The sequence below is a fragment of the Clostridium sp. AM54-37XD genome (genome assembly GCF_003478225.1).
GTDB lineage: Bacteria > Bacillota > Clostridia > Lachnospirales > Lachnospiraceae > Coprococcus > Coprococcus ammoniilyticus.
Genome location: NZ_QUEV01000004.1, coordinates 32,224 through 56,906 on the forward strand (window position 1 = coordinate 32,224; position 24,683 = coordinate 56,906).

The following is a 24,683-nucleotide window of genomic DNA, read 5'->3' on the forward strand; positions in this document are numbered from 1 at the left end:
TTCTTGTATTATATATTAATCGTGTGCATATATTTCTTTAGAATCTGCACCTTTTAATGATATTGTAACAGTAAATACACAATATGCATCACTAACAATTTTTGAATCACTATAGGTTTTATTTTTTTTATTTAAATTACCCGTATCCATTCTTTTCGCTTTTACATCTATACCCTGTATTTTACCAGATATCGAACCTGATGTAGCTTCAGTTGCCTTTCCTCCCCCAAATGCTGCAGTCATGATGCATTTATCTTTTTTCTTACTATAATCATACATACGCGCCGATCCTGTTAATGTTGCAGCCCCATTAGTTATAGAGTTGCTCGCCGATGTTGCCGAAACAACAAATGAGCTAAATAATGTAATACAACATGCCAATAATATTATATTTCTTTTTATCTTCTTCATTTTTCCTCCCTTTTATGCAATATAATGGTTGCAATTATAGTATTGCATATACGCATTACATATGTCAACATATATTTATATTTTCTAAATATATGTTGACATATAGTATTTTAAAATTACAAAAAAGGCCTTGTAGTCGTACATAACTACAAGGTCTTTTATTCTATCATACATATCAAAAATAATATTCTCTTTTTTTTATTTCTCTTTCTTATCCAGCACCAAATGCGCTGCATACAGTCCCAGTGATACAACGATACCGCCGCCTATAATATTACCGAGTGTAACCGGCAGCAGATTATGAACAAAACCGCCAACTGTAAGTGTATCTGAGATCTGTGCGGATGTATATCCATAAAGCTCACAGGCCTTATCTACATATTTGCTGTTGCCGGATGCAATGATCCTGCCGGAATGTAGTACATATTTGCAACACAGTGTTCGATACCTGAGATAACGAAGATCAGAATTGGAAAAAATGCTCCAAACAGCTTACCGATCAGATCTTTCGCTGCACTACTCATCAATACTGCGATACATACCAAAATATTACAAAGGATACCGGAAAAGATTGCTTTGCTGATATCAATATCTGCTTTACCCATGGCAACCTTGATCGTGAATGCTCCAAGTGCTCCATCTGAGTAATCATACTGACCAGAAGCATATACACAAGCTGCTGTCAGTATAGATCCAAGCATATTGCTGAAATATACAACAACCCAGTTTTTTATCATCTGTAATGCTTTGATCTTATGGTCTGCAAGTGCCATTGTCAGCATACAGTTTCCTGTAAATAACTCACCGCCGGTTACAACTAACATCATAAGACCGATCGGGAAAACCACGCCTGTTAATGTTCTTGCAACACCTACACCTGTCAGATTATGAGCTGCAAGGTTTGACCCCTCTGCTCCGATCGCAATGAACATACCTGCGAACATACCAAGTAATATCATCTTAAGCAGACCCATATTGGCTTTACTAATGCCTGCTTTTATATTGTTTTCCAGAATCTGTACCGGTGAGTAATAATTGTTCTCCATTTTTCTTTCTCCTGTCGTCCTTCACTTTTAAACTTTTATCAACCGAAAGGATTATATTCTATTTTACAGACAAGATGCAACAATTTCCGTGTACTTTTTTTCGTACAATCCATACTTTTCTGCGTATTAACATTGTATGCAACATTGTCACCCACAAATATGTTTTCTACTATGTTCATTCAGCTTATGCCCGTGGATGCGCTTTCTGATATTCCTCTTTTAAGCGGCTCTGCTTGCTGTTCAGATAGATCTGTGTCGTAGAGATGTCGGCATGTCCCAGCATTTCCTGTACTGCCTTTAAGTCTGCACCATTATTCACAAGATGTGACGCAAACGAATGACGGATCATGTGTGGTGTTATATCCTTATCAATTCCCGCTTTATCAGCATACACCTTGATGATCTTCCAGAAGCCCTGTCTGGTCATCGGTGTACCCTTACAGTTGGAAAACAGATACTCGGAATCCTTGCACATATCGTCCCGGACATTTGAGATATAATTATCAAGCGCACGCTGTGCGGAATCTTCGATCGGAATGATCCTTGACTTTCTGAGGTCATGACATTCAATATATCCCATCTTCAGATTCACATCTGTAATCTTTAATGTAACAAGCTCCGATACCCGGATTCCTGTCGCATATAACAGCTCTAACATTGCCCGGTCACGGATCTCCTTTGGAGACTGGTCTCCCGGCTGGTCAAGAAGCCGGTTCACTTCCTCTATTGTTAAGATATCCGGCATTTTCTTTTCAATCTTTGGAGGTTTGATATTAACCGATGGATCGTCCATCAGTATCTTCTCCCGAAAAAGGAATCCGAAAAACGACTTGATTGAGGCTATGCTTCTAGATACAGTTGCCATTGATTTTCCATTTTTTTCCAAATACAGAACATAAGTGTTGATATTTGTCTCATTTATCGAACGAATATCCTCTGTTCCATTCTCCCGGTAGAAATCAGAAAACTTCACAAGATCGCGCTGATAAGAAGCTACTGTATTTTCACTTGATTTCTTAATATTTTTGAGATAATCAACATATTTCTCTATGTAAATTTCCACGCATTTTTCCCCTTATTATGTAGACTAAATATCATTATAAATACAAATTTCTATAAAATCAAACATAATTTTTATAAGCAAAATCAAGGTTTTTTCGTAATTTCTTTGTTTTTACCAAATCATGTGTCTGTACAGAATTATGTATACCACATGTAGTAAAACTTTTTTCAAAAAAATTTCAGAATTTTTACTTCCAGAATGATATTAAGTAATAAAATCGTAACAATAATTGCCGTTCCCAGAAAAGAATTATGCAATCTGGCAACTATACAGGCAATCTGACTCATCCCTTCTCCTGTTGTTCCACATATAATTTTAACAACAACTGCATATAATCCCACAATAATCAAAACAATCATATAAAATGCAAACGCACGGAACATAGTTCCGTTCAGCCCATATAGTGAAACCATCATACCGGTGATCAGTCCGGATATCCCCATAAGAGCACCATCGGATGCTTTATCCGGAACAAGCTTTAAAAGAGCTACAACCGCTACCAGCTCCACGATTCTTTTACAGATCAAAGCGATCAGTTCCTGTTTTCCAGTCTGTATCCCTGTCCGACCTAATATCTCCTGCACATTTAATTGTGTGTTTACAAGCAAGGTTCCAAGGATCAGGCCGATCCAGAACATTGCCCATATAAATTTACGTTTCATATCATCCCCCCTCGTATACATATGTTTTCCTGTCCTAATATATGCATCAAACAATAAAACCACCATTCTCATCTACTATGATCCGTCTGGATATACTCATGGTGATTTATTTTTGCTATACTGCATCTGGTATTTATTTCTTCATTTGTTCTACAGCATATGCCAGGATTGCAATAATAGTTTTTGAATCGACGATCTCTCCGGTCTGTATCATAGTCATGGCTTCTGCCAATGAAAGCCGTCGGATTCGGATAAATTCTTCCGGATCCAGTTGTCTGATTCCCTTTTTCAGATCGGTTGCAATATAAATATAGGTCTGCTCATTACTGGTACCGATCGCAAGATATGTCTTTGTTACAAATTGAAGTTCCTGTGCAATATATCCGGTTTCCTCTTCCAATTCCCTGACTGCGCACTGACCCGGATCTTCTCCCTCATCCATACAGCCGGCAGGAACCTCTAAGGTTATATCATCTACCGCATTTCTATATTGACTTACCAGGATCAGGTTTCCATCTTCATCCACCGGCAAGACACAGCAACCATCTACATGATCGACCAGATCATATACTACATGTTTTCCATCCGGCAGTCTCAAATAATCATTATATACATCAAATATATGAGCATGATATGCCAGTTCTTTTTTCTCTCTAATAAATTTCTGATCCATCTGTTGCCTCCCAGCTATCCATATTTTTTCATATTTTTCATTCACTAAAAAAGCCTGTGGAATATTTTATTCCACAGGCTGAAAATAATTACTTAGCATAATCTACAACGCGAGACTCTCTTATGATATTAACCTTGATCTGTCCAGGATATTCCAGCTCATTTTCAATCTGCTTTGCAATATCCCTTGCAAGTAATACCATATCGGAATCATTAACGTGTTCAGGAACAACTATTACTCGAATCTCTCTACCTGCCTGAATAGCATATGTCTTCTCTACACCCTTATAGGAGTTTGCAATATCCTCCAGTTTCTTAAGACGTGTAGTATAAGTTTCCAGAGTCTCTCTTCTAGCACCCGGTCTTGCTGCTGAGATTGCATCTGCAGCCTGTACAAGACATGCTATCAGGGATTCTGGTTCAACGTCGCCATGGTGAGCTTCTACTGCATTTACAATAATCGGTGATTCCTTATACTTTCTACATAAGTCAGCACCAATCTGTACATGAGAGCCTTCCATATCATGATCTACAGATTTACCGATATCATGAAGTAATCCGGCACGTTTCGCAACTTTGACATCGACACCTATTTCTCCGGCCAATAAACCACATAAATGTGCTACTTCGATAGAATGCTTTAATGCATTCTGTCCATAGCTTGTTCTAAACTTCATCTTACCAAGAAGTCTCACTAATTCAGGATGAATTCCGTGAATACCAACCTCAAGGGTTGCTGCTTCACCTTCCTCACGCATCATGGTTTCTACTTCCTTCTGCGCTTTTTCTACCATCTCTTCGATTCTTGCCGGATGGATTCTTCCATCGACAATCAGCTTCTCAAGTGCAATTCTTGCAACTTCCCTTCTAACAGGATCAAAGCTTGAGAGAATAACTGCTTCCGGTGTATCATCAATGATCAGATCTACACCTGTCATGGTCTCAAGAGTACGAATATTTCTACCCTCTCGACCAATTATTCTACCCTTCATCTCATCGTTAGGTAACTGTACCAGTGAAATTGTTGTTTCTGCTACATGATCCACTGCACATTTCTGGATTGCAGATACAACATATTCCTTTGCCTTCTTGTTCGCTTCTTCTTTAGCTCTGGTTTCTAATTCCTTGACCATAACTGCTGTTTCATGTTTTACTTCATCTTCAACAGTTTTTAATAAGTATTCCTTCGCTTGTTCAGAGGTTAAACCTGAAATTCTTTCCAGTTCCTGTAAACGTCTTGCCTGAAGCTCTTCTACTTTTGCCTTCTGCTTTTCAAGCTGACCTTCCTTGGATGCAAGACTTGCTTCTTTTTTCTCGATAGCTTCCGTCTTACGGTCGATACTTTCTTCACGGGCGAGAACTCGTTTCTCCATTCGTGAAATCTCTCCACGTCTGTCCTTGACTTCTTTTTCAAGGTCATTCCGCGTCTTCAAAGCATCTTCTTTTGCCTCAAGCAAAATCTCACGCTTTTTCGCTTCAGCATCCTTCTGAGCTTCATCTATAATCTCCCTTGCTGCTACTTCTGCCTTACCGATCTTCGCTTCTGCAATATTTTTTCTATATGCAATAGCAATAAACCATGTGGCAACGATACATACAACAAGGATGCAAATATAAATGATTATCCACGCAATATCACCACTCACAGGAGCACCTCCTTATTAAGTTTTCATTGTACACTTATACAACTATTTAAGTTTAATATTTTTTACTAATTATGTCAAGTGAAAACAAACAAAAACAACAATTTTTCGCCCTGTTTTCTGTGCAACTTTTCTTATATTACTGACTACCCCATTTCTAATATTTCCGAGATACAGGAAGCAACCAGACGATACGGATATCCCTTTCGGACAAGAAATACTGTTACTTTTTCTCTTTTATCTGAAAGTTCCGAAACCGGACATTTTTTCCGGATCAGTTTCTCTACGATCTCTCTTTCATCCGGAAGCTGGTTTTCTTCGAATGCCTGTTCGATCCATTCATTCAAAATTTTCTTGGATGACAATGCATATGTGATCTCTCGTCTGCTTTTCCTTTGGATATGACTCCGGACATAAACTGATGCATATCTGGCATCGTCAATATACTTATATTTTTTTAGTTTATCAAGCGTCGTATCGATCACTTCTTCATCATAGCAAAGTTCCTTTAACTTCTGCCGGATGTCATATTCACATTTTTCTGAATACTTAATGGCTGTGACCGCCTTGTTCATCGCACGTTTAAAAAAATACTCTGACCGGAACTGCTGCATTTTCTCTGCATCAGTTTCTGATCCGACCGTCAACTTCAATCTTCGTATATCAGATGCATATAACGGACCAAACGCCTCATAATCCAGATACAGACAGCTTCTCTTATCATCAATCTTCTTAATATCTGTTACAAGCATATATACAGGCACCTTCTACTTATTCTGTTTCTGTTCCCTCTGCATCCTCAGTTTCAACTAAGCCAAGCTTCTCACGGATCTTCTCATCGATCTCAGCACAGATAGCTGGATTCTCTGCAAGAAATGCCTTTGCATTCTCACGTCCCTGTCCAATCTTATCTCCCATATATGCATACCATGCACCGGATTTATCTACAATATCATTTGCTACTGCCAGATCCAGGATATCTCCTTCACGGGAAATACCTTTACCAAACATAATATCAAATTCAGCCTCTTTGAATGGAGGTGCAACCTTGTTCTTCACAACCTTTACTCTGGTACGGTTACCAACGATCTCTCCACCCATCTTCAGGGTATCAATTCTTCTGACATCCATACGAACAGATGCATAGAACTTCAATGCACGTCCACCGGTTGTTACTTCCGGATTACCAAATACAACACCAACTTTCTCACGAAGCTGATTGATGAATATTACAACACAATTTGTTTTGCTTACGACTGCAGTCAGCTTACGTAGTGCCTGTGACATCAGTCTTGCATGAAGTCCCATATGAGAATCTCCCATCTCACCATCGATTTCTGCCTTTGGAACAAGGGCTGCAACCGAATCGACAATGATCACATCTACTGCACCGGAGCGCACCATTGTCTCTGTGATCTCAAGTGCCTGTTCACCGCAATCCGGCTGCGAGATATAGAGGTCATCAATATTGACACCGATATTCTTCGCATATACAGGATCCAATGCATGTTCTGCATCGATAAAGCCTGCAATACCGCCACGTTTCTGTATCTCTGCAACAATATGTAATGCAACTGTTGTCTTACCACTGGACTCAGGTCCGAATACTTCTATAATTCTTCCTCTCGGAACTCCACCAAGTCCAAGTGCAATATCAAGGCTTAATGATCCTGTTGGTATTACTTCTATATTCATATTGGCAGAAGAATCACCAAGCTTCATAACGGATCCCTTACCATACTGCTTCTCAATCTGTGCTAACGCTGCATCCAGCGCTTTCTTCTTATCATCATCTTTAATCATCTTTCAAACTACCTCCATAAACAAATGTTCGATTCCTGTTATTATACTACTCAACTTTTATCGAAATGTCAATCCTTAATCTATGATCTTACGGATATTTTTCATTTCTGTATTTCTAACAGTCTTTTTCTACCTTTCTATACCATACTACCTGTTATGCGTAAAATATCGTACATCATTTTCAAAAACGCAATAAAAAAGTGCATCAAAACCGTAGGGACAAAGCCCTATCTTCATGCACATTCCAATTATATCATACTTTACAGAAGAAAAAATATAAAATATAATTTAGAAAATATATTTTATTTCAGGAGGAATTTTATGCTGACTGCAGGTATCATTACAGAATATAATCCATTTCACAATGGACATCGCTACCAGATCGAACAGACCCGTTCCGAACTTGACTGTTCTCATATTATTTCTGTTATGAGCGGTAATTTTCTTCAAAGAGGACTTCCTGCTGTCTGCAACAAATTTATGCGTGCCGAAATGGCTGTTGCCTCCGGAGTCGATGCGGTATTTGAGCTTCCGGTTGTCTATGCAACAGCAAGTGCAAGGGATTTTGCTTATGCGGGGGTCGACCTTCTGAACAAACTGAACACTGTAGATTATCTGGTTTTTGGTGCGGAATGTGATGATCTGTCTCTTCTGGAATCTGTAGCTGAAATTCTGATTGATGAACCAGCCTCATTTTCCGCATGTCTAAAAAATAATCTGGCGGAAGGAATGTCCTATCCGTCAGCACGGGCAGATGCCATAAAAAGCTGTTGTCCTGCCGGTGCTGATCTTCTAAAGGAACCAAACAACATCCTTGCAGTCGAATATCTCTCAGCGCTGAAGAAAACACGTTCCTCTATAAAACCATATATTATAAAAAGGACCTCCGCAGGATATAACAGTGAGGATATCACAGGATCGATCTGTTCAGCTTCCGCGATCCGCCATTTATTACAGCAGATCAGTACAGACCACACTGAAGAACCGGATGCATTATTTAAAACCTTTTATCAGGTTCTTCCAGCCGCATCCGCTGATCTGCTGAAGACAGAATATCTGCATACCTATCCGATTTTCGAGAATCATTTAACATCCATCCTGCAATACTGTTTAATCATGCAGAATGATGCTCCTGACACGGTTGATATGACAGACGAGCTGTATAATAAACTGAAAAAAACAAATCTTCTGCAGTCATATGCTGCAATTGCTGAATCCTTAAAATCCAAAGATCTTACCCAGACAAGGATCAACCGTGCATTGCTGCATTTTATTCTGGACATCCGGAAGAATACTATGTCCATGTATAAAGAAAGCGGCTGGAATCACTATGGACATATTCTTGCGTTGAACCGATCCGGATCCGATGTGATTCGTCAGATTAAGAGAAACAGTGACCTTCCTGTCTTTACAAAGCCGGCAGATGGCATCCGTTTCCTTTCCGATGCCGGCCGTTTACTATTTGAACAGGATATCAAAGCAACGCGCTTATATAACACTGCTGTCTATGCCGCCTATAAAACAGAATTACCGGACGATTTTACCGCCCGGCTTCCTGTTCGTTCTTAATTGGTGATCATTCCATTCCGTATATGGAATTTTTGCCAAGCTCCTCTTCAATCCGTAGAAGCTGGTTGTATTTCGCTGTACGTTCGCTTCTGGCTGGTGCTCCGGTCTTGATCTGTCCGCAATTCATAGCCACAGCCAGATCCGCAATAAATGTATCCTCTGTTTCCCCGGACCGATGGGAAATCACCGACGAATATCCGGCTTTATGAGCCGTTTCCACAGCATCCATTGCCTCTGTCAGAGTTCCGATCTGGTTCACCTTTACCAGGATTGAATTTGCAATTCCATCTTCAATTCCGTTTTTCAGTCGTTTTTTATTTGTAACAAAGAGATCATCTCCAACTAACTGGATACGATTTCCAAGCCGGTAGGTCAAAACCTTCCAGCCATTCATATCATTCTCATCCAGTCCGTCTTCGATTGAATAAATCGGATATCTTGTCACCAGATCCTCATAGAACTGGACCATCTCCTCTGAATTTCTTCGGATTTCCTTTCCGGTCATCCGGGATTCTCCCGGAAAGACATATCGGTCAGAAGCTACATCATATAATTCCGATGCTGCCGCATCCATTGCGATCTGTACATCGACTCCCGGATTATACCCGGCCTTTGCGATTGCCTCTACTAACAGATCCAGTACTTCATATGTGGTTGCAAGATTCGGTGCAAATCCACCTTCATCTCCAACTCCTGTGCTCAAATTTCTGACATTCAATTCAATCTTCAGCGTATGATAAATCTCACAGGCGATCTCCATTGCCTCCTTAAAGGATTCTGCACCTACCGGAGCAATCATAAACTCCTGAAAATCAACAGTATTATCCGCATGCTTTCCACCATTTAATATATTCATCATCGGAACCGGAAGACGCTTTGCATTTACTCCGCCAAGATACCGGTAAAGCGGCATTCCAAGTGCCAGCGAAGCCGCCTTGGCACAGGCAAGGGATACACTCAGCATGGCATTTGCACCATATCGTGTCTTATTCTCAGTTCCATCTGCCTCGATCATAATACGGTCAATATCAATCTGTCTTGTTACATCCATTCCGATCAGTTTATCTGCAATTCTGTTATTTACATTGTTGCAGGCTCCGTAAACGCCCTGTCCCATGTAACGTTTTTCTTCATCCCGAGCTCATGCGCTTCGTATTGTCCGGTGGATGCACCGGACGGAACCATTGCCCTACCCTTGCATCCACATGCCAGCGTAACATCGGTCTCAACTGTAGGATTTCCTCTGGAATCAAGTATTTCTCTCGCTTTAATTTCAATAATTTCCAATCTGTTCATGTGATTCTCCATTCTGCCTTTCTATCCGTACAATTATTGGCAATTTTTATTCTTTTATAGTATTCACACTTTTTTCCAAAGTATTCATTTTATAAAAAATACCTGCCGGATAAAGCATCTGTAACTATGCTTCTCCGGCAGGTATTTTTTATTTGTTTTTATATTGTTACTCCGTTCTGTGTCCATATAACACAGAACATCGTTCTTTTTATTCTTCTGCTTTTACAGTTGGCTCTACGTCAGATGTACAATACATACATTTTGTAGCCTTAACATCAATGTCACCATAACAATATGGACATTTTCTTGTTAAAGGTGCCGCAACTTCCTCTTTCTTTCCAAGAGATAACAGCTTTTTAATTCCTTTCATCAGAAGAAAAATGATAAATGCCATGATAATGAAGTTGATCACCGCTGTAATGAACGAGCCATAATCAATATACTGGTCTCCCAACAAATGAATCTTGCCCTGTACTTCGGCACCACCGATACATCCAATGAGTGGATTGATAAAACAGTCTGTCAGTGAAGTCACCAGTCCTGAAAAAGCACCACCGATGATAACACCGATCGCCATATCCAGAACATTTCCCTTTAATGCAAATTCTTTAAACTCCTGAAAAAATTTCTTCATTTGTCTGTCCTTCTTTCATTATTTCTTGATAAGAAGTGATTTACCTGTCATTTCCTTAGGCTGTGGAAGTTCCATGATTTCAAGAAGTGTTGGAGCGATATCTGCAAGACATCCACCTTCTCTTAAACCATAGCCCTCATCATAATTTACAAGTACGAATGGTACCGGATTTGTTGTATGGGCTGTATGTGGTTCACCAGTTTCATAATTGATCATCTGCTCAGCATTACCGTGGTCTGCACAGATAAATAATACACCATCTGCCTTCTTAACTGCCTCTACTGCCTTTCCTACGCAGGCATCAACAGTCTCAACTGCCTTGATCGCTGCAGGGATCACGCCTGTATGACCTACCATATCAGGATTTGCAAAGTTAATAATGATCACATCGTATTTATCAGAACCGATAGCATCTACCAGCTTCTCACATACTTCCGGAGCACTCATTTCAGGCTGGAGATCATATGTTGCAACCGCAGGGGACTTAACAAGGATTCTGTCTTCGTTCTTATTTGGTTCTTCTACGCCTCCATTAAAGAAGAACGTAACATGTGCATACTTCTCTGTCTCTGCAAGACGAACCTGTGTCTTACCATGCGCTGCAAGGTACTCACCAAATGTATTGTCGATTTCTTCTTTCTTGAATGCAACGATCTTGTTTGGTATAGACTCATCATAATCTTTGAAGCATACATATACCAATGGAAATCTTCCGTCTGGTCTGTTGAATCCGTCAAAATCGTCACAGCAGAATGCTCTGGTAATCTCTCTTGCTCTGTCTGGTCTGAAGTTAAAGAAAATAACGGAATCATTCGGCTTTACAAGTGATACCGGCTTACCATTCTCTGTAATAACGGTAGGAAGGATAAACTCATCATATACTTCCTTGTCATAAGATGCCTGTACTGCAGCAACAGGATCTTCTGCCTGTACACCCTCACCTGTTACAAGTGACTTATATGCAAGCTCAACTCGATCCCATCTGTTATCACGATCCATAGCATAATAACGACCGGAAAGGGATGCAACCTTACCTACACCAATCTTCTTCATCTCTGCGATCAGTTCCTCTAAGAAGCCCTTTCCTGATGCTGGAGCTGTATCTCTGCCATCGAAGAATGGATGAACATATACATTTTCAAAATTATGTTTCTTACATAACTCAAGAATTGCATACAGATGTGTATTATGGCTGTGTACACCACCACTGGATAATAGTCCCCATACATGAAGATCGGAATTGTTCTTCTTACAGTTCTCGATTGCTTCTAACATCTCTGCATTCTCAAAGAAATCGCCATCCTGAATGGACTTTGTAATTCTTGTTAATTCCTGATATATAATTCTTCCTGCACCGATATTCATATGACCAACTTCTGAGTTACCCATCTGTCCATCCGGAAGTCCAACTGCAAGACCAGAAGCAGCACCCTTTACATAAGGATATTCAGCTTTAAGCTGATCCATAACAGGTGTATTTGCCAGTGCGATTGCATTACCTTCTGTCTTGTCACTAATTCCATAACCATCAAGTACCATTAAAACTACAGGTTTTTTACTCATTATTTTTCTCCTTTTAATTATTTTTCTTTCTTATCAGCAGCCTTTTCCTCATCTGCCTTTTTTTCAGAAGCTTTTTTTCCAGCATCTGCTTTTTTCTTCTTTGGCTTAGCAGGAATCGCGATCATTTTCGTATATTCCGCTGATATTGTATCAATATCGCCAATGGATTTCAATGTTCCATGATCCAGGATCATTGCTTTATTACAGATCCGTCGTACCTGTTCCAGAGAATGCGAAACAAATAATACTGTTGTTCCGCCTTCCATAAGCTGCATGATCTTCGCTTCACTCTTCTTCTTAAATCTGGCATCACCCACGGATAATACTTCATCCAGAATCAGAATATCCGGATTTGCAATCGTTGCAATTGAAAATCCCAATTTTGATTTCATACCAGATGAATAATTCTTGATTGGAACATCAATAAAACGTCCAAGTTCCGAAAACTCAACGATCTCATCATACTTTTCTTCCAGATAACTCTTGGAATATCCAAGCACTGTACCATACAAAAAAATATTTTCCTTTCCAGTATACTGTGCGTCAAAGCCTGCTCCTAATTCCAGCAACGGAACAACCTTTCCATGCTTGATCACATGTCCTTCTGTTGGCTTATATACACCGGAAATAACCTTTAAAAGGGTACTCTTTCCTGCACCATTTAAGCCGAGGATTCCCAGCCTGTCACCCTTGTCCAATGAAAAGCTGACATGCTTTAATGACCAGAATTCATCATAACTGATCTGTCGTTTTATTGATTTAATTATATACTCTTTAATATTGTCAACCTTTTCACTGCTCAGGTTGAACTTCATGCTTACATCATCAACGATCAATGCTTCCTTGCCCATGTCTGTCTCCTTAAATATGAAGAATAAATTCGTCCTGTTTCTTATAGAATGTATACGTTCCGATCAAGATTGCAAAAACAGAGAAAACGAACGCATATAACATATAATTCCAGTTTAACGGGTCACCCAGAAAACATGCTCTAAAATTATGGATGACGCAATATAACGGATTATATTTTAACAGCCAGCTAAATCCACTCTTTAATAATCTCTGTGGATAATAGAAAATCGCACATGTATACATAATGATCATCAATACAACATCCCACAAATATTCCATATCACGGAAGAATACCGTAACCGTCGCAAGTACCATGCCTACTCCAAATGTGATCATCAGAAGCAGAATAAGCGGAAAGATAACCAGTAATAATGACCAGGTTGGCTTCACATGACAAAATACCATCAACGGGATCATAACAATCAACGAAATCAAAAATATAATATAGTTAAATAATACGGAAGACATCGGATACAGATACTTCGGAACATATACTTTCTTGATCATACCTGCATTTGACCGTATCGATTTTGCACAGGCTTTTGTTCCGCTGCTGAAAAATGAATATAACAGACGACCACTCAAAATATAAACCGGGAAGGTTTTATTGCTGTTATCAAATAACGTTCCAAATACGATCGTCAATACGATCGTTGTCAAAATAGGCTCCAGCAAAGACCATAAGATTCCAAGATATGAACGCCTGTACTTTAACTTAATACCTTTTTTTACCAGTTCCGCAAGCAGATATCTTCTGCTCCAGAATGTCTTTAAATATTCCATAGTCAATTCCTTTTCTGCGTATTTGTTCAAAAATCGTTTGAATTATATCACAGTTATACATAATCGTCAACGAAGTATACTTTTCGTAAATGTACAAAAAAATCCCACAAATCTATTCATTTCGTATGAATAATAGAATAACAAAAAATACCGCGGACACCGGGCAGTCATATTATTGGCCACCCGATCCCTCACGGTATCTTTTTTACCAGATTATTTTCCTGATTTTACAGATTCTATATGAAATCTGGTATTAAAATTACTTATTGTAGTTTACGATCTTTCCAAAGTCAGCCTTAAGTGAAGCACCACCCACAAGTCCACCATCAATGTCAGGCTTTGCAAGAAGCTCTGCTGCATTACCAGCGTTCATAGATCCACCATACTGGATTCTTACAGCTTCTGCTGTGTCTGTATCATATACTTCAGCGATGCAGTCACGGATTGCCTTACATACTTCCTGTGCCTGATCGGATGTAGCAGTCTTGCCTGTTCCGATAGCCCAGATTGGCTCATAGGCGATTACCATGTTCTTAACCTGATCTGCTGTGATATCTTTCAGATCACTCTTGATCTGAAGACGGATGAAGTCAAGTGTGATACCCATTTCTCTCTGCTCTAATGACTCACCACAGCAAAGGATAGGTGTAAGACCTGCTTCAAATGCCTTCTTAACTTTCTTATTTAAGAGACAGTCACACTCTTTGAAGTAGTCACGACGCTCTGAATGTCCGATGATGACATATTTAACACCGGCGTCAACTAACATTTCTGCTGAAATCTCACCTGTGTATGCACCCTTTTCTTCGAAGTACATGTTCTCAGCACCAACTTCTACATTTGTGCCCTTAACAGCTTCTACTACAGGTACAATATCAATTGCAGGTACGCAGTATACAACATCTACGTCGTCATTTGCAACTAATGGCTTTAACTCTTCACATAATTTTACAGCCTGGCTTGGAGTCATGTTCATCTTCCAGTTACCAGCGATGATTTTCTTTCTTGACATGTCTTTTATCTCCTTGAAAATATTATTTTCATTATCTGTATATTCTTCCATCCGAGTCAGATGGAGCATGTACATAATTTATTTGTCGTTTGCAGCAGCAACACCTGGAAGTTCCTTACCCTCTAAGAATTCAAGGGAAGCTCCACCACCTGTTGAGATGTGGCTCATCTTAGAACCATATCCTAACTGGTTAACAGCAGCAGCAGAATCACCACCACCGATGATAGTTGTAGCATCTGTCTCAGCAAGAGCAGCAGCTACAGCCTTTGTACCAGCAGCAAGTGTAGGATTCTCGAATACACCCATAGGTCCGTTCCATACAACTGTCTTAGCTGTCTTAACAGCATCTGCATATAATTCGATTGTCTTAGGTCCGATATCACAGCCCTCTTTGTCTGCTGACATCTTGTCTGCATCAAAGACCTCTGTCTCAACCGGCGCATCGATTGGATTAGGGAAATCGTCGATCATAACGGAATCAACCGGAAGTAATAACTTCTTACCAAGCTTCTCAGCCTTTTCCATCATTTCCTTACAGTAGTCGATCTTAGATTCGTCAACTAATGACTTACCGATCTCATATCCCTTTGCCTTTAAGAATGTATACGCCATACCACCACCGATGATCAGTGTATCGCACTTCTCAAGTAAGTTAGAGATAACATTTAACTTGTCTGCAACTTTTGCTCCACCAAGGATAGCTACGAATGGTCTTACCGGATTCTCTACTGCATTTCCAAGGAAGTCGATCTCCTTCTGCATTAAGTATCCAACAACCGCTGTATCAACAAGACCTGCAACACCTACATTTGAGCAGTGAGCTCTGTGAGCTGTACCAAATGCATCATTTACAAATACATCACAGATAGAAGCAAGATCCTTAGAGAATGCTTCACCGTTCTTTGTCTCTTCCGGTCTGAAACGTGTGTTCTCAAGTAAGATAACTTCGCCATCTTTCATAGCTGCTACAGCTTCTCTTACCTTTGGTCCAACAACTTCAGGCTCAGCAACAAACTTAACTTCCTGTCCAAGAAGCTCTGAAAGTCTTACCGCAACCGGTGCAAGAGTCTTTGTCTTCTTATCTTCTTCTGTCTTAACCTTGCCAAGGTGTGAGCAAAGAATAACCTTTCCACCATCAGCAATTAATTTCTTGATTGTAGGAAGTGCTGCTACAAGACGGTTCTCGTCTGTGATCTTACCTTCCTTTAATGGTACATTAAAGTCACATCTGCAAAGGACACGCTGTCCCTTTACATTAATATCATCTACTGATTTTTTGTTTAATGACATTACTATTAAACCTCCTGATTTTTATACTTTTATCTTCATATTTGTTACAGAACGCAAATACATCTCTGTAAAAGAAATATAGGGCCCGGTCCATGAAGACCGGACCCCTTGTAAGGTCAAATTAATTACTACAATTTGTCAGTCAATTATGCTAACTCTGCGAAGTACTTAATTGTTCTAACCATCTGGCTTGTGTATGAGTTCTCATTATCATACCATGATACAACCTGAACCTCATATAAGTCATCAGCGATCTTTGATACCATTGTCTGAGTTGAATCAAATAATGAACCATATCTCATACCGATTACATCTGATGAAACGATAGGATCTGTGTTGTAACCGAATGACTCTGATGCAGCAGCCTTCATTGCAGCGTTGATTCCATCAACTGTTACGTCAGCACCCTTAACAACTGCTGTAAGGATTGTTGTTGAACCTGTTGGAACTGGAACTCTCTGAGCTGATCCGATTAACTTACCATTTAACTCTGGGATAACAAGACCGATAGCCTTAGCAGCACCTGTTGAGTTAGGAACGATATTAGCAGCACCTGCTCTTGCTCTTCTTAAGTCGCCCTTTCTGTGTGGTCCGTCAAGAATCATCTGATCGCCTGTGTAAGCGTGGATTGTTGACATGATACCTGACTGGATTGGAGCATAATCATTAAGAGCTTTAGCCATTGGTGCAAGACAGTTTGTTGTACATGAAGCAGCTGAGATGATCTGATCCTCTGCTGTTAATGTATCCTGGTTAACTGAGAATACGATAGTCTTAAGATCATTTCCTGCTGGAGCTGAGATAACAACCTTCTTAGCACCTGCATTGATATGAGCCATTGACTTTTCCTTTGAGCAGTAGAAACCAGTACACTCAAGAACTACGTCAACACCAATCTTACCCCAAGGAAGATTGTTTGCATCTGCTTCCTTGTAGATTGTAAGTGTCTTACCATCAACTGTGATTGTGTTAGCCTCATCATCAGCTGAAACTGTATGAAGGTTCTCACCAATCTTACCACAGTAACCACCCTGTGCTGTATCGTACTTGAGAAGATCTGCAAGCATTGAAGGCTTTGTTAAATCGTTGATTGCAACAACTTCATATCCTTCTGCTCCGAACATCTGTCTGAATGCGAGACGACCAATACGTCCAAAACCATTGATTGCTACTTTTACTGCCATTTTTTATTCCTCCTAAGTTTTGAATAATAAAAGTATTTATAATATACTGCAAAGCGCAGTAATTAATCGTGCTATTCACACAACAAAATCATACCTAATTTGTGTGTAAATTTCAAGTCTTTCTCAAAAAAAAATTGTCCAATTCACGCAAAAATAAACAAACACTATATTGCAAAATGTACAAAGAATCAACTTTTTATGATATTTTCATATTTATTTCAACCATTTAACCCTTTTTTCGAAATATTTCACACATGATTCTTGTGTTGCCGATATATACTTCTTTTGTAAGATTTTTTCTTATCTTCTGTTTTTATTCACTATTTTTTCCGTTCCTGCAGGTGTGTTTTATTTCCTGACGTGCTATAATAATATCAATTTTCACAACGTTAACATCCAACAGGAGGTTTTTACATATGAAGCTTTGCGATCATCATTTACATTCCGAATTTTCCGATGATTCTGAAACAGAACTTACAGATATTGTTGAACAGGCACTGCACCTCGGCATGTCTGAAATCTGTATTACAGATCATCATGATATTGATTATCCAAAAGACGAGGAAGGTCATACCTTTCTGTTAGATACAGACCGGTATATTTCTGCTGTAAGAAAGTTGCAGGAACAGTACAAGAATAAACTTACGATCCGTCTCGGTGTCGAACTCGGCCTGATGTCTCATATCGCAGACAAGATCATTGCCTACACAGATAAATATCATGATTTTGACTTTATTATAGGTTCTTCTCATCTTGTATATGGCAAGGATCCCTACTATCCCGCTTACTATGAAGGACGTTCGGAAAAAGAAGCACTGCTGGAATATTTTGAATCCATTCTTGCAAATGTGCAAACCTTTGATAATTATTCCATATACGGTCATCTGGACTATGCCGTCCGTTATTGTCCATCCGGCGAATCAGCCTTCCGCTTTTCTGATTATGCAGATGTCTTTGAAGCAATTCTGAAAACAATCATCGAACATGGGAAGGGCATCGAGATCAATACCGGAAGCCTATATAAAAACATGACTTATGCACATCCTCATCCGTCTATTCTTAAACTCTACAAGGAGTTAGGTGGTGAGATCATCACTGTCGGAAGCGATGCACATATTCCAAAATACATCGGCTATGACTTTGAAACCTATGCCAGAGACATCCTGACCGCCACAGGTTTCCGCTATTACTGCACCTTTGAACAGATGAAGCCTGTATTTCATAAATTATAAGAGTACTAGAACGGAAGTGTCTTGCGTAATAATAGGTGAGTATGTGGCAGAACAATAATAATTTTTTAAATAATAGCATCCACACCAGCGTCATTTTTATTCCTATCGTATGATCTCTTTTATTGTGCCGCCTCCGACGATATAGTCATTTTCGTAAAAAACAACCGCCTGTCCTTTGGTCGCTGCCCGGACCGGTTCGTCAAATACAACACGAACCCTGGCATCATCCAACATATAAATTCTGCATGGCACACCCTTATGTGCATACCGGATCTTTCCGATCACCTGCATACCTTCTTCCGGATGCTCGACAGACATAAAGTTCGTTTTATCTGCAATCAGCTCTTTTGAAAATGTATCTGCATTTTCTCCGATCACCACCTCATTTGTCTCCGGGATAATATCCACAACAAATACCGGGTGTCCCATCGCAAGTCCAAGTCCCTTCCGTTGTCCGATCGTATAATGAATTATACCTTTATGTGTGCCAAGGACTTTTCCATTCATATCTACAAAATTTCCCGGTACTGCCTTTAAGCCCTCTTCCCGTTCCAGATATCCGGCATAATCACCATCCGGTACAAAACAGATATCCTGACTGTCCGGTTTATTTGCTACCTGGATACCGATATCTGTGGCAATCTGCCGGATCTGTGTCTTATTATATTCTCCAACCGGCATCAACGTCTTTGATAACTGATCCTGTGTCAGATTATAAAGTGCATAGGTCTGATCCTTCTCGATTCCTTTTGCCACGCGTAAGGTATATCTGCCATTTGGAAGCTGTTCCACTCTTGCATAGTGTCCGGTAGCAATGTAGTCTCCACCGATACTTAACGACCTCCTTAACAGCGACTCCCATTTTACATACCGATTACATGCGATACATGGATTCGGAGTCCTTCCATTCCGGTATTCATCTACAAAATAGTCAATGACGTATTTTCGAAAATCTTCTTTAAAGTTCATTACATAATAAGGAATCTCAAGCTGTGCAGCTACTCTTCTCGCATCATCTACCGCCGACAATCCACAGCAACCGCCATGCTCACTGATCTGATCTGCATCCTCATCCTGCCAGATCTGCATGGTCACACCGATCACGTTATATCCCTGTTCTTTTAAAAGATATGCGGCTACAGAAGAATCCACGCCTCCTGACATACCGACACATACTGTCTTTTTATCCATCTTATCTTCCTTCCTGCAATTCCTGCTTGCAGTATAGAACCGGATTTCTCCGGCTGTCAAGTATCCAAATACTGTTTAATCTTCCAGTTCTCTCACCATCCGGTCTTCAATATCCTGTACCGGCCTTACAAGTCCCTGAATCTTGATTCCATGCTTTTCTGCATAGTCCCACAAAGCTGCATGCAGTGTTTCTTCTGCAAGCAAAGAACAATGTTCTTTTTCCGGCGGAAGTCCATCCAATGCTTCCATAACCGCTTTATTTGTAAGCTTCATTGCCTCGGCAACTGTTTTTCCTTTAATCATCTCCGTTGCCATGGAACTGGATGCTACTGCAGCTCCACATCCATAGGTCTTAAATTTGCAGTCTATGATCACCTGCTCCTCATTAATTTTCAAATACAACCGCATCATATCCCCGCATTTAGCATTTCCAACCGTACCGACACCGGAGGCATCCTCAATCTCACCGACATTTCTTGGATTCTGGAAATGATCGATCACTTTATCACTGTACATATCATTCTCCTTCACACTTGGGGCGTTTTATCTCACACATTTCACAATTGCATTCTTATATTCACTCCGACCGAATCTGATCTTTCATTTTTAACAATCTTACTGTATATGATTTTTCTTGACATAATCCTCATATAACGGTGACATATTACGTAGATTTGTAATGATCCGTTTCAGATTATCGACAACCGTATCCATTTCTTCTTTCGTATTCTCATATCCAATGGTTAGTCTCAGTGAACCATGTGCGATCTCATGCGGAAGTCCGATCGCAAGCAGCACATGAGAAGGATCAACCGAACCCGATGTGCAGGCAGAGCCGCTGGATGCACAGATACCCGCCATATCTAGCATGATCAGAATGGATTCTCCCTCCACGAACTGAAAGCTGATATTGACATTATTTGGCAGTCGTTTCTTTGAATGTCCATTCAGTCTGGTATACGGGATCTCCTTCAATATCCGTTCGATCAGATAATCTCTGAGCTCCGTCTCCTTTTTCATCCGTTCTTCCATTTCTGCCATTGCGATCTCACACGCTTTTGCAATACCTACGATTCCAGGTACATTTTCTGTACCGGCTCTGCGTCCTCGCTCCTGCTGGCCACCATGAATAAAGCTCTTTAACTTTAAGCCTTTTTTGATATATAAAAAACCAATTCCCTTTGGCCCGTTAAACTTATGTCCGCTCGCACTTAACATATCAATATTCATTCCATCTACGTGAATCGGGATCTGTCCAAATGCCTGAACTGCATCCGTATGAAACAAAATACCGTGTCTGTGTGCGATCTCTCCGATCTCTTTTATTGGTTCAATCGTTCCAATCTCATTATTTGCAAACATGATCGAGATCAAAAAAGTATCCGGCCGGATGGCCGCCTCAAGTGTATTCAGATCAACCAATCCATTTTCATCTACATCCAGATAAGTTACATCATACCCTCTATTCTGCAGATACTTGCAGGTATGCAGGATAGCATGATGCTCGATTTTTGTTGTAATGATATGTCCCCCATGTACTCCATAGGCTTCTGCCGTACATTTTAATGCCCAGTTATCAGACTCAGAACCACCGGCTGTAAAATAAATCTCTTCCGGCTTTGCACCAAGTGCTCCGGCTATCGTCTCTCTTGCCTCTGTCAGTTTATTTTTATTATTTGCCGCAAATCCATAAACACTGGATGGATTTCCGAATCTATCGGTAAAATATGGCAGCATTTCTTTTAAAACGTCCGGATGAACTGCCGTCGTTGCTGCATGATCGAGATAGATCAAATCACTCATTTCATTTCCTTCTTTCTGATTCTTTATGTACCATAGCTATATCCCGAACCGTCGTTTTATATTGATCCTTTATGAAACATTCTGCTATTTTATAGAATATGCCATTTTATGACAAATGTTCTGCTTATACCTATACTGTTTTCACAGAATTCTTTAAAGGATCGATAATCTTCTTTTTTGTCTGTAACGCCATAGCGATCGAAAGAATAACACTGACAACCTCCGCAATCGGGAAGGACAACCATACCAGTTCCAGATTACGCGTAAATTTTGCAAATGCATAGGCAACCGGAAGCAGAACGATCAACTGTCTGGCAAGGGATACGATCAGACTGTACACACCTTTACCAAGTGCCTGGAACATACCGGAGCATACAATACAGATTCCTGCAAACAGGAATGAAATACTCATCGTACGAAGTGCCGGAATACCAATCGCCATCATATCCTCCTGTGCATCAAATACCTTAAGAATCAGGTCCGGAATCACCTGCATCGCAGTCAGACATAACAGCATGAAACAGATTGCAGCCATCATTGTATATTTAACAGCTTTGAGCATTCGATCCGGCTGTTTTGCTCCGTAATTATATGATACTATCGGGATCATACCATTATTCAGACCAAATACCGGCATAAATGCCATACTCTGTACTTTATAAAAAATACCAAACACTGAAACTGCGATCGGTGTAAATGTAAATAAAATACGATTAAATCCATATGTCATAACTGAACCTACCGCAACCATCGCGATTGAAGGAACAGCAATGGACAAAATTCTGCCGATCACATCTCCCTCCGGCCGAAAGCTTTTAAATGATAACTGGATATCCGGATTTTTTTTCAGATTATAATAGATTGCAAGTAATGCCGCAATACACTGTCCGATAACTGTTGCTATTGCCGCACCTGCAGCACCCATTGCCGGAAGTCCAAAATATCCAAAGATCATAATCGGATCAAGTATAATATTGATAATAGCTCCAAGTGCCTGTGTCTTCATTGTGTAAAGCGTCCGACCTGTCGACTGTAACATACGTTCAAATGTCATCTGTGCAAAGATACCAAAGGAACAGATACAGCAGATACGTCCATAATCTACTCCATAATCAATGATCTTTGCAACATCCGTCTGACTCTTCATAAATGCTTCGATACCAAATAAACCGATCAATAAGAAAATTGCAAATCCAATAAGTTCCAGAAAGATCCCCTGCCCGGCTGCATCATTTGCTTTTTTCTGATTTTTTTCACCAAGGGATTTGGAGATCAATGCATTAAAACCGACACCGAGACCGGAGGTCACTCCGATCATAAGATTCTGTAACGGAAATATCGTCGATACTGCCGTCAGTGCATCCTGATCAAAATGCGATACAAATACACTGTCGACTACATTATAAAGTGCCTGTACCAACATTGAAATTACCATTGGAAGTGATACTGAAATCAATAGCTTCCCCATTGGCATGGTTCCCATCTTATTTTCTCCGGCAGTATTTTCTGTTCTGCTTTCTTCACACGCATCTGTCATTTTTACATTCTTACTGTCGTCTGTCAATTTTGTGTTGTCAGCTTCTGTTTTTAACAGCTGCTCTTCCTGGCTTAGTTCTTCTCGTTTCAATTCTTCCTGTTTTTCATACTTACCCATTTGTCTCTTCAACCTTATTCTTCTTTTATCTAACTGTCATTTGTCTTTTTCACAACAGTATTTATCATACAGCATTGTTTTTATTGTTTCAACAGAAAAATATGTAATAGGGCACACCCTTTTGTGCGTGAAAGAACATTCTCATGTTCTTTCATGCCCCATCTCGCCTGTCGGCTCATTTACACACAAACTGCCGGGTATAAAACCCGGCAGTTCGAAATGTTCATTTTCAATTATAAACTGAATTACTTGTTAGCAAGCTCAGCCTTGATTGCTTCTGTAAGAGCAGGAACGATCTTGTTCAGATCTCCAACAACACCATAATCAGCTACATCAAAGATAGGAGCATCCTCATCCTTGTTGATAGCGATGATGATATCTGACTCTTCCATACCGGCTACATGCTGGATTGCACCTGAAATACCAATTGCGAAGTATACCTGTGGACGAACTGTCTTACCAGTCTGACCAACCTGAAGCTCCTTTGGCTTCCAGCCTGAATCTACAACTGCACGTGAGCATGATACCTGTCCGCCAAGTACTTCTGCAAGATCATCAAGAAGCTTGAAGTTCTCTGCTGAACCAACACCACGACCACCTGAAACAAGGATCTTAGCGTCCATGATATCTTTGATATCTGAAACAGCCTTTGAGATTTCAAGGATCTCAACATACTTGTTGTTTGGAATAAATCCAGGATTGTACTCAATCACTTCTGCCTTCTTGCCAGCTACTCTGTCAAGCTTCTGCATAACGCCCGGACGTACTGTTGCCATCTGAGGACGATTATCAGGACATGCGATTGTAGCGATTGTGTTACCACCGAATGCAGGACGTGTCATAAGAAGCTGATTGTGCTTCTGCTCCTGATTTGGAAGTGCAACAAGAGGGAAATCACCGATTTCAAGTAATGTACAGTCTGCTGTAAGACCTGTAGCTACTCTTGCTGATACTGTAGGACCAAGATCACGACCGATAGCCGTAGCACCAACTAAAACGATCTCTGGCTTGTACTCATTGATAACTGAAGCAAGTGCATGTGCATATGGCTCAGTTCTGTATTCTTTTAATTCTGGATCATCAACAACGATAACTCTGTCTGCACCGTACTCTGCAAGTTCGTCTACAAGACCCTTTACGTCGGAACCGATCAGGACTGCTGTAACCTTTTCATTAAGCTTATCTGCAAGTCTCTTTCCTTCACCGATCAATTCAAATGAAATACCACTTAACTTATTATCTACCTGCTGTGCAAAGACAAATACGCCTTTGTAGTTCTTCATATCTTCTGCGTTCATTGCGCCCATTTTATTCACCACT

At 40.1% G+C, this 24,683-nt stretch carries 22 protein-coding genes and 1 pseudogene; 2 read left to right on the forward strand and 21 right to left on the reverse strand.

Annotated features, from left to right (window positions below; genetic code table 11):
- Positions 1-15 precede the first annotated feature (15 nt).
- The 8 genes from DXA07_RS04705 to recA all read right to left on the reverse strand — a co-directional run bounded on the left by DXA07_RS04705 (position 16) and on the right by recA (position 7,300).
- A complete protein-coding gene (locus DXA07_RS04705; protein ID WP_021943796.1) occupies positions 16-411 on the reverse strand; it encodes a hypothetical protein in 396 nt (131 codons plus the stop codon).
- Between the two features lie 374 nt (positions 412-785).
- The gene (locus DXA07_RS04710; protein ID WP_348980746.1) at positions 786-1,457 is read right to left on the reverse strand and encodes a formate/nitrite transporter family protein; all 672 of its coding nucleotides are present in this window, start codon (positions 1,455-1,457) and stop codon (positions 786-788) included.
- Between the two features lie 184 nt (positions 1,458-1,641).
- Positions 1,642-2,520 (reverse strand): site-specific tyrosine recombinase XerD, encoded by an 879-nt coding sequence (xerD, locus tag DXA07_RS04715; RefSeq protein ID WP_117784891.1) that lies wholly within the window; start codon positions 2,518-2,520, stop codon positions 1,642-1,644.
- A gap of 167 nt (positions 2,521-2,687) precedes the next feature.
- Entirely contained in the window at positions 2,688-3,182 is a 495-nt protein-coding gene (locus DXA07_RS04720; RefSeq protein WP_118483638.1) for a hypothetical protein, read from the reverse strand.
- A 133-nt stretch (positions 3,183-3,315) separates the two neighbouring features.
- Positions 3,316-3,855 carry an NUDIX hydrolase gene (locus tag DXA07_RS04725; RefSeq protein ID WP_118483640.1) on the reverse strand — a complete coding sequence of 180 codons (540 nt, stop codon included), beginning with the start codon at positions 3,853-3,855 and terminating at the stop codon, positions 3,316-3,318.
- An 88-nt stretch (positions 3,856-3,943) separates the two neighbouring features.
- Positions 3,944-5,500, reverse strand: coding sequence for a ribonuclease Y (gene rny / locus DXA07_RS04730; RefSeq protein WP_021943791.1), 1,557 nt, complete (start codon positions 5,498-5,500; stop codon positions 3,944-3,946).
- A 143-nt stretch (positions 5,501-5,643) separates the two neighbouring features.
- A complete protein-coding gene (locus DXA07_RS04735; protein WP_118483642.1) occupies positions 5,644-6,249 on the reverse strand; it encodes a RecX family transcriptional regulator in 606 nt (201 codons plus the stop codon).
- Between the two features lie 19 nt (positions 6,250-6,268).
- Complete coding sequence (gene recA / locus DXA07_RS04740; protein WP_117807620.1) at positions 6,269-7,300, reverse strand: recombinase RecA; 1,032 nt, start codon at positions 7,298-7,300, stop codon at positions 6,269-6,271.
- 321 nt (positions 7,301-7,621) lie between these two features.
- Here recA and DXA07_RS04745 point away from each other — a divergent pair, with 321 nt between their 5' ends.
- Entirely contained in the window at positions 7,622-8,869 is a 1,248-nt protein-coding gene (locus DXA07_RS04745) for a nucleotidyltransferase family protein (protein WP_182427467.1), read from the forward strand.
- 7 nt (positions 8,870-8,876) lie between these two features.
- Here the strand turns inward: DXA07_RS04745 and eno are convergent.
- The 8 genes and pseudogenes from eno to gap form a co-directional block, all read right to left on the reverse strand.
- Positions 8,877-10,165, reverse strand: a pseudogene (gene eno, locus DXA07_RS04750) (phosphopyruvate hydratase).
- Between the two features lie 208 nt (positions 10,166-10,373).
- Positions 10,374-10,799 (reverse strand): large conductance mechanosensitive channel protein MscL, encoded by a 426-nt coding sequence (gene mscL, locus DXA07_RS04755; protein ID WP_021943786.1) that lies wholly within the window; start codon positions 10,797-10,799, stop codon positions 10,374-10,376.
- A gap of 18 nt (positions 10,800-10,817) precedes the next feature.
- A complete protein-coding gene (gene gpmI, locus DXA07_RS04760; protein WP_118483646.1) occupies positions 10,818-12,362 on the reverse strand; it encodes a 2,3-bisphosphoglycerate-independent phosphoglycerate mutase in 1,545 nt (514 codons plus the stop codon).
- A 17-nt stretch (positions 12,363-12,379) separates the two neighbouring features.
- Complete coding sequence (locus tag DXA07_RS04765; protein WP_117784899.1) at positions 12,380-13,213, reverse strand: ABC transporter ATP-binding protein; 834 nt, start codon at positions 13,211-13,213, stop codon at positions 12,380-12,382.
- A 10-nt stretch (positions 13,214-13,223) separates the two neighbouring features.
- Positions 13,224-13,997 (reverse strand): ABC transporter permease, encoded by a 774-nt coding sequence (locus DXA07_RS04770; protein WP_117784900.1) that lies wholly within the window; start codon positions 13,995-13,997, stop codon positions 13,224-13,226.
- 259 nt (positions 13,998-14,256) lie between these two features.
- A complete protein-coding gene (gene tpiA, locus DXA07_RS13360; RefSeq protein ID WP_021943782.1) occupies positions 14,257-15,009 on the reverse strand; it encodes a triose-phosphate isomerase in 753 nt (250 codons plus the stop codon).
- A 78-nt stretch (positions 15,010-15,087) separates the two neighbouring features.
- Positions 15,088-16,299, reverse strand: a complete 1,212-nt coding sequence (locus tag DXA07_RS13365; RefSeq protein WP_021943781.1) for a phosphoglycerate kinase — start codon at positions 16,297-16,299, stop codon at positions 15,088-15,090.
- Positions 16,300-16,445: 146 nt separating this feature from the next.
- Entirely contained in the window at positions 16,446-17,483 is a 1,038-nt protein-coding gene (gene gap / locus DXA07_RS04785) for a type I glyceraldehyde-3-phosphate dehydrogenase (protein WP_021943780.1), read from the reverse strand.
- A 416-nt stretch (positions 17,484-17,899) separates the two neighbouring features.
- Here gap and DXA07_RS04790 point away from each other — a divergent pair, with 416 nt between their 5' ends.
- Positions 17,900-18,715 (forward strand): histidinol-phosphatase HisJ family protein, encoded by an 816-nt coding sequence (locus tag DXA07_RS04790; protein WP_117784902.1) that lies wholly within the window; start codon positions 17,900-17,902, stop codon positions 18,713-18,715.
- Between the two features lie 102 nt (positions 18,716-18,817).
- Here the strand turns inward: DXA07_RS04790 and mnmA are convergent, their stop codons facing one another.
- The 5 genes from mnmA to DXA07_RS04815 form a co-directional block, all read right to left on the reverse strand.
- The gene (gene mnmA, locus DXA07_RS04795; protein ID WP_118483817.1) at positions 18,818-19,906 is read right to left on the reverse strand and encodes a tRNA 2-thiouridine(34) synthase MnmA; all 1,089 of its coding nucleotides are present in this window, start codon (positions 19,904-19,906) and stop codon (positions 18,818-18,820) included.
- Between the two features lie 75 nt (positions 19,907-19,981).
- Positions 19,982-20,422, reverse strand: a complete 441-nt coding sequence (gene nifU, locus DXA07_RS04800) for a Fe-S cluster assembly scaffold protein NifU (RefSeq protein ID WP_021943777.1) — start codon at positions 20,420-20,422, stop codon at positions 19,982-19,984.
- Between the two features lie 99 nt (positions 20,423-20,521).
- Positions 20,522-21,709, reverse strand: coding sequence for a cysteine desulfurase NifS (gene nifS, locus DXA07_RS04805; protein WP_118483648.1), 1,188 nt, complete (start codon positions 21,707-21,709; stop codon positions 20,522-20,524).
- Between the two features lie 130 nt (positions 21,710-21,839).
- Positions 21,840-23,363: an MATE family efflux transporter gene (locus DXA07_RS04810; RefSeq protein WP_118483650.1), complete on the reverse strand. Its 1,524-nt coding sequence runs from the start codon at positions 23,361-23,363 to the stop codon at positions 21,840-21,842.
- A 245-nt stretch (positions 23,364-23,608) separates the two neighbouring features.
- Complete coding sequence (locus DXA07_RS04815; protein ID WP_118483652.1) at positions 23,609-24,670, reverse strand: electron transfer flavoprotein subunit alpha/FixB family protein; 1,062 nt, start codon at positions 24,668-24,670, stop codon at positions 23,609-23,611.
- Positions 24,671-24,683 lie beyond the last annotated feature (13 nt).

Excerpts from the sequence above, each read along its gene's own strand:
- nifU (WP_021943777.1), bottom strand. The coding sequence starts at position 20,422 with ATGTACAGTGATAAAGTGATCGATCATTTCCAGAATCCAAGAAATGTC.
- tpiA (WP_021943782.1), bottom strand. The coding sequence starts at position 15,009 with ATGTCAAGAAAGAAAATCATCGCTGGTAACTGGAAGATGAACATGACT.
- DXA07_RS04765 (WP_117784899.1), bottom strand. The coding sequence starts at position 13,213 with ATGGGCAAGGAAGCATTGATCGTTGATGATGTAAGCATGAAGTTCAAC.
- DXA07_RS04710 (WP_348980746.1), bottom strand. The coding sequence starts at position 1,457 with ATGGAGAACAATTATTACTCACCGGTACAGATTCTGGAAAACAATATA.
- DXA07_RS04735 (WP_118483642.1), bottom strand. The coding sequence starts at position 6,249 with ATGCTTGTAACAGATATTAAGAAGATTGATGATAAGAGAAGCTGTCTG.
- gpmI (WP_118483646.1), bottom strand. The coding sequence starts at position 12,362 with ATGAGTAAAAAACCTGTAGTTTTAATGGTACTTGATGGTTATGGAATT.
- DXA07_RS04720 (WP_118483638.1), bottom strand. The coding sequence starts at position 3,182 with ATGAAACGTAAATTTATATGGGCAATGTTCTGGATCGGCCTGATCCTT.
- nifS (WP_118483648.1), bottom strand. The coding sequence starts at position 21,709 with ATGAGTGATTTGATCTATCTCGATCATGCAGCAACGACGGCAGTTCAT.
- DXA07_RS04725 (WP_118483640.1), bottom strand. The coding sequence starts at position 3,855 with ATGGATCAGAAATTTATTAGAGAGAAAAAAGAACTGGCATATCATGCT.
- DXA07_RS04705 (WP_021943796.1), bottom strand. The coding sequence starts at position 411 with ATGAAGAAGATAAAAAGAAATATAATATTATTGGCATGTTGTATTACA.
- DXA07_RS04790 (WP_117784902.1), top strand. The coding sequence starts at position 17,900 with ATGAAGCTTTGCGATCATCATTTACATTCCGAATTTTCCGATGATTCT.
- DXA07_RS04810 (WP_118483650.1), bottom strand. The coding sequence starts at position 23,363 with ATGGGTAAGTATGAAAAACAGGAAGAATTGAAACGAGAAGAACTAAGC.
- recA (WP_117807620.1), bottom strand. The coding sequence starts at position 7,300 with ATGATTAAAGATGATGATAAGAAGAAAGCGCTGGATGCAGCGTTAGCA.
- DXA07_RS13365 (WP_021943781.1), bottom strand. The coding sequence starts at position 16,299 with ATGTCATTAAACAAAAAATCAGTAGATGATATTAATGTAAAGGGACAG.
- DXA07_RS04815 (WP_118483652.1), bottom strand. The coding sequence starts at position 24,670 with ATGGGCGCAATGAACGCAGAAGATATGAAGAACTACAAAGGCGTATTT.
- gap (WP_021943780.1), bottom strand. The coding sequence starts at position 17,483 with ATGGCAGTAAAAGTAGCAATCAATGGTTTTGGACGTATTGGTCGTCTC.
- mnmA (WP_118483817.1), bottom strand. The coding sequence starts at position 19,906 with ATGGATAAAAAGACAGTATGTGTCGGTATGTCAGGAGGCGTGGATTCT.
- DXA07_RS04745 (WP_182427467.1), top strand. The coding sequence starts at position 7,622 with ATGCTGACTGCAGGTATCATTACAGAATATAATCCATTTCACAATGGA.
- DXA07_RS04770 (WP_117784900.1), bottom strand. The coding sequence starts at position 13,997 with ATGGAATATTTAAAGACATTCTGGAGCAGAAGATATCTGCTTGCGGAA.
- mscL (WP_021943786.1), bottom strand. The coding sequence starts at position 10,799 with ATGAAGAAATTTTTTCAGGAGTTTAAAGAATTTGCATTAAAGGGAAAT.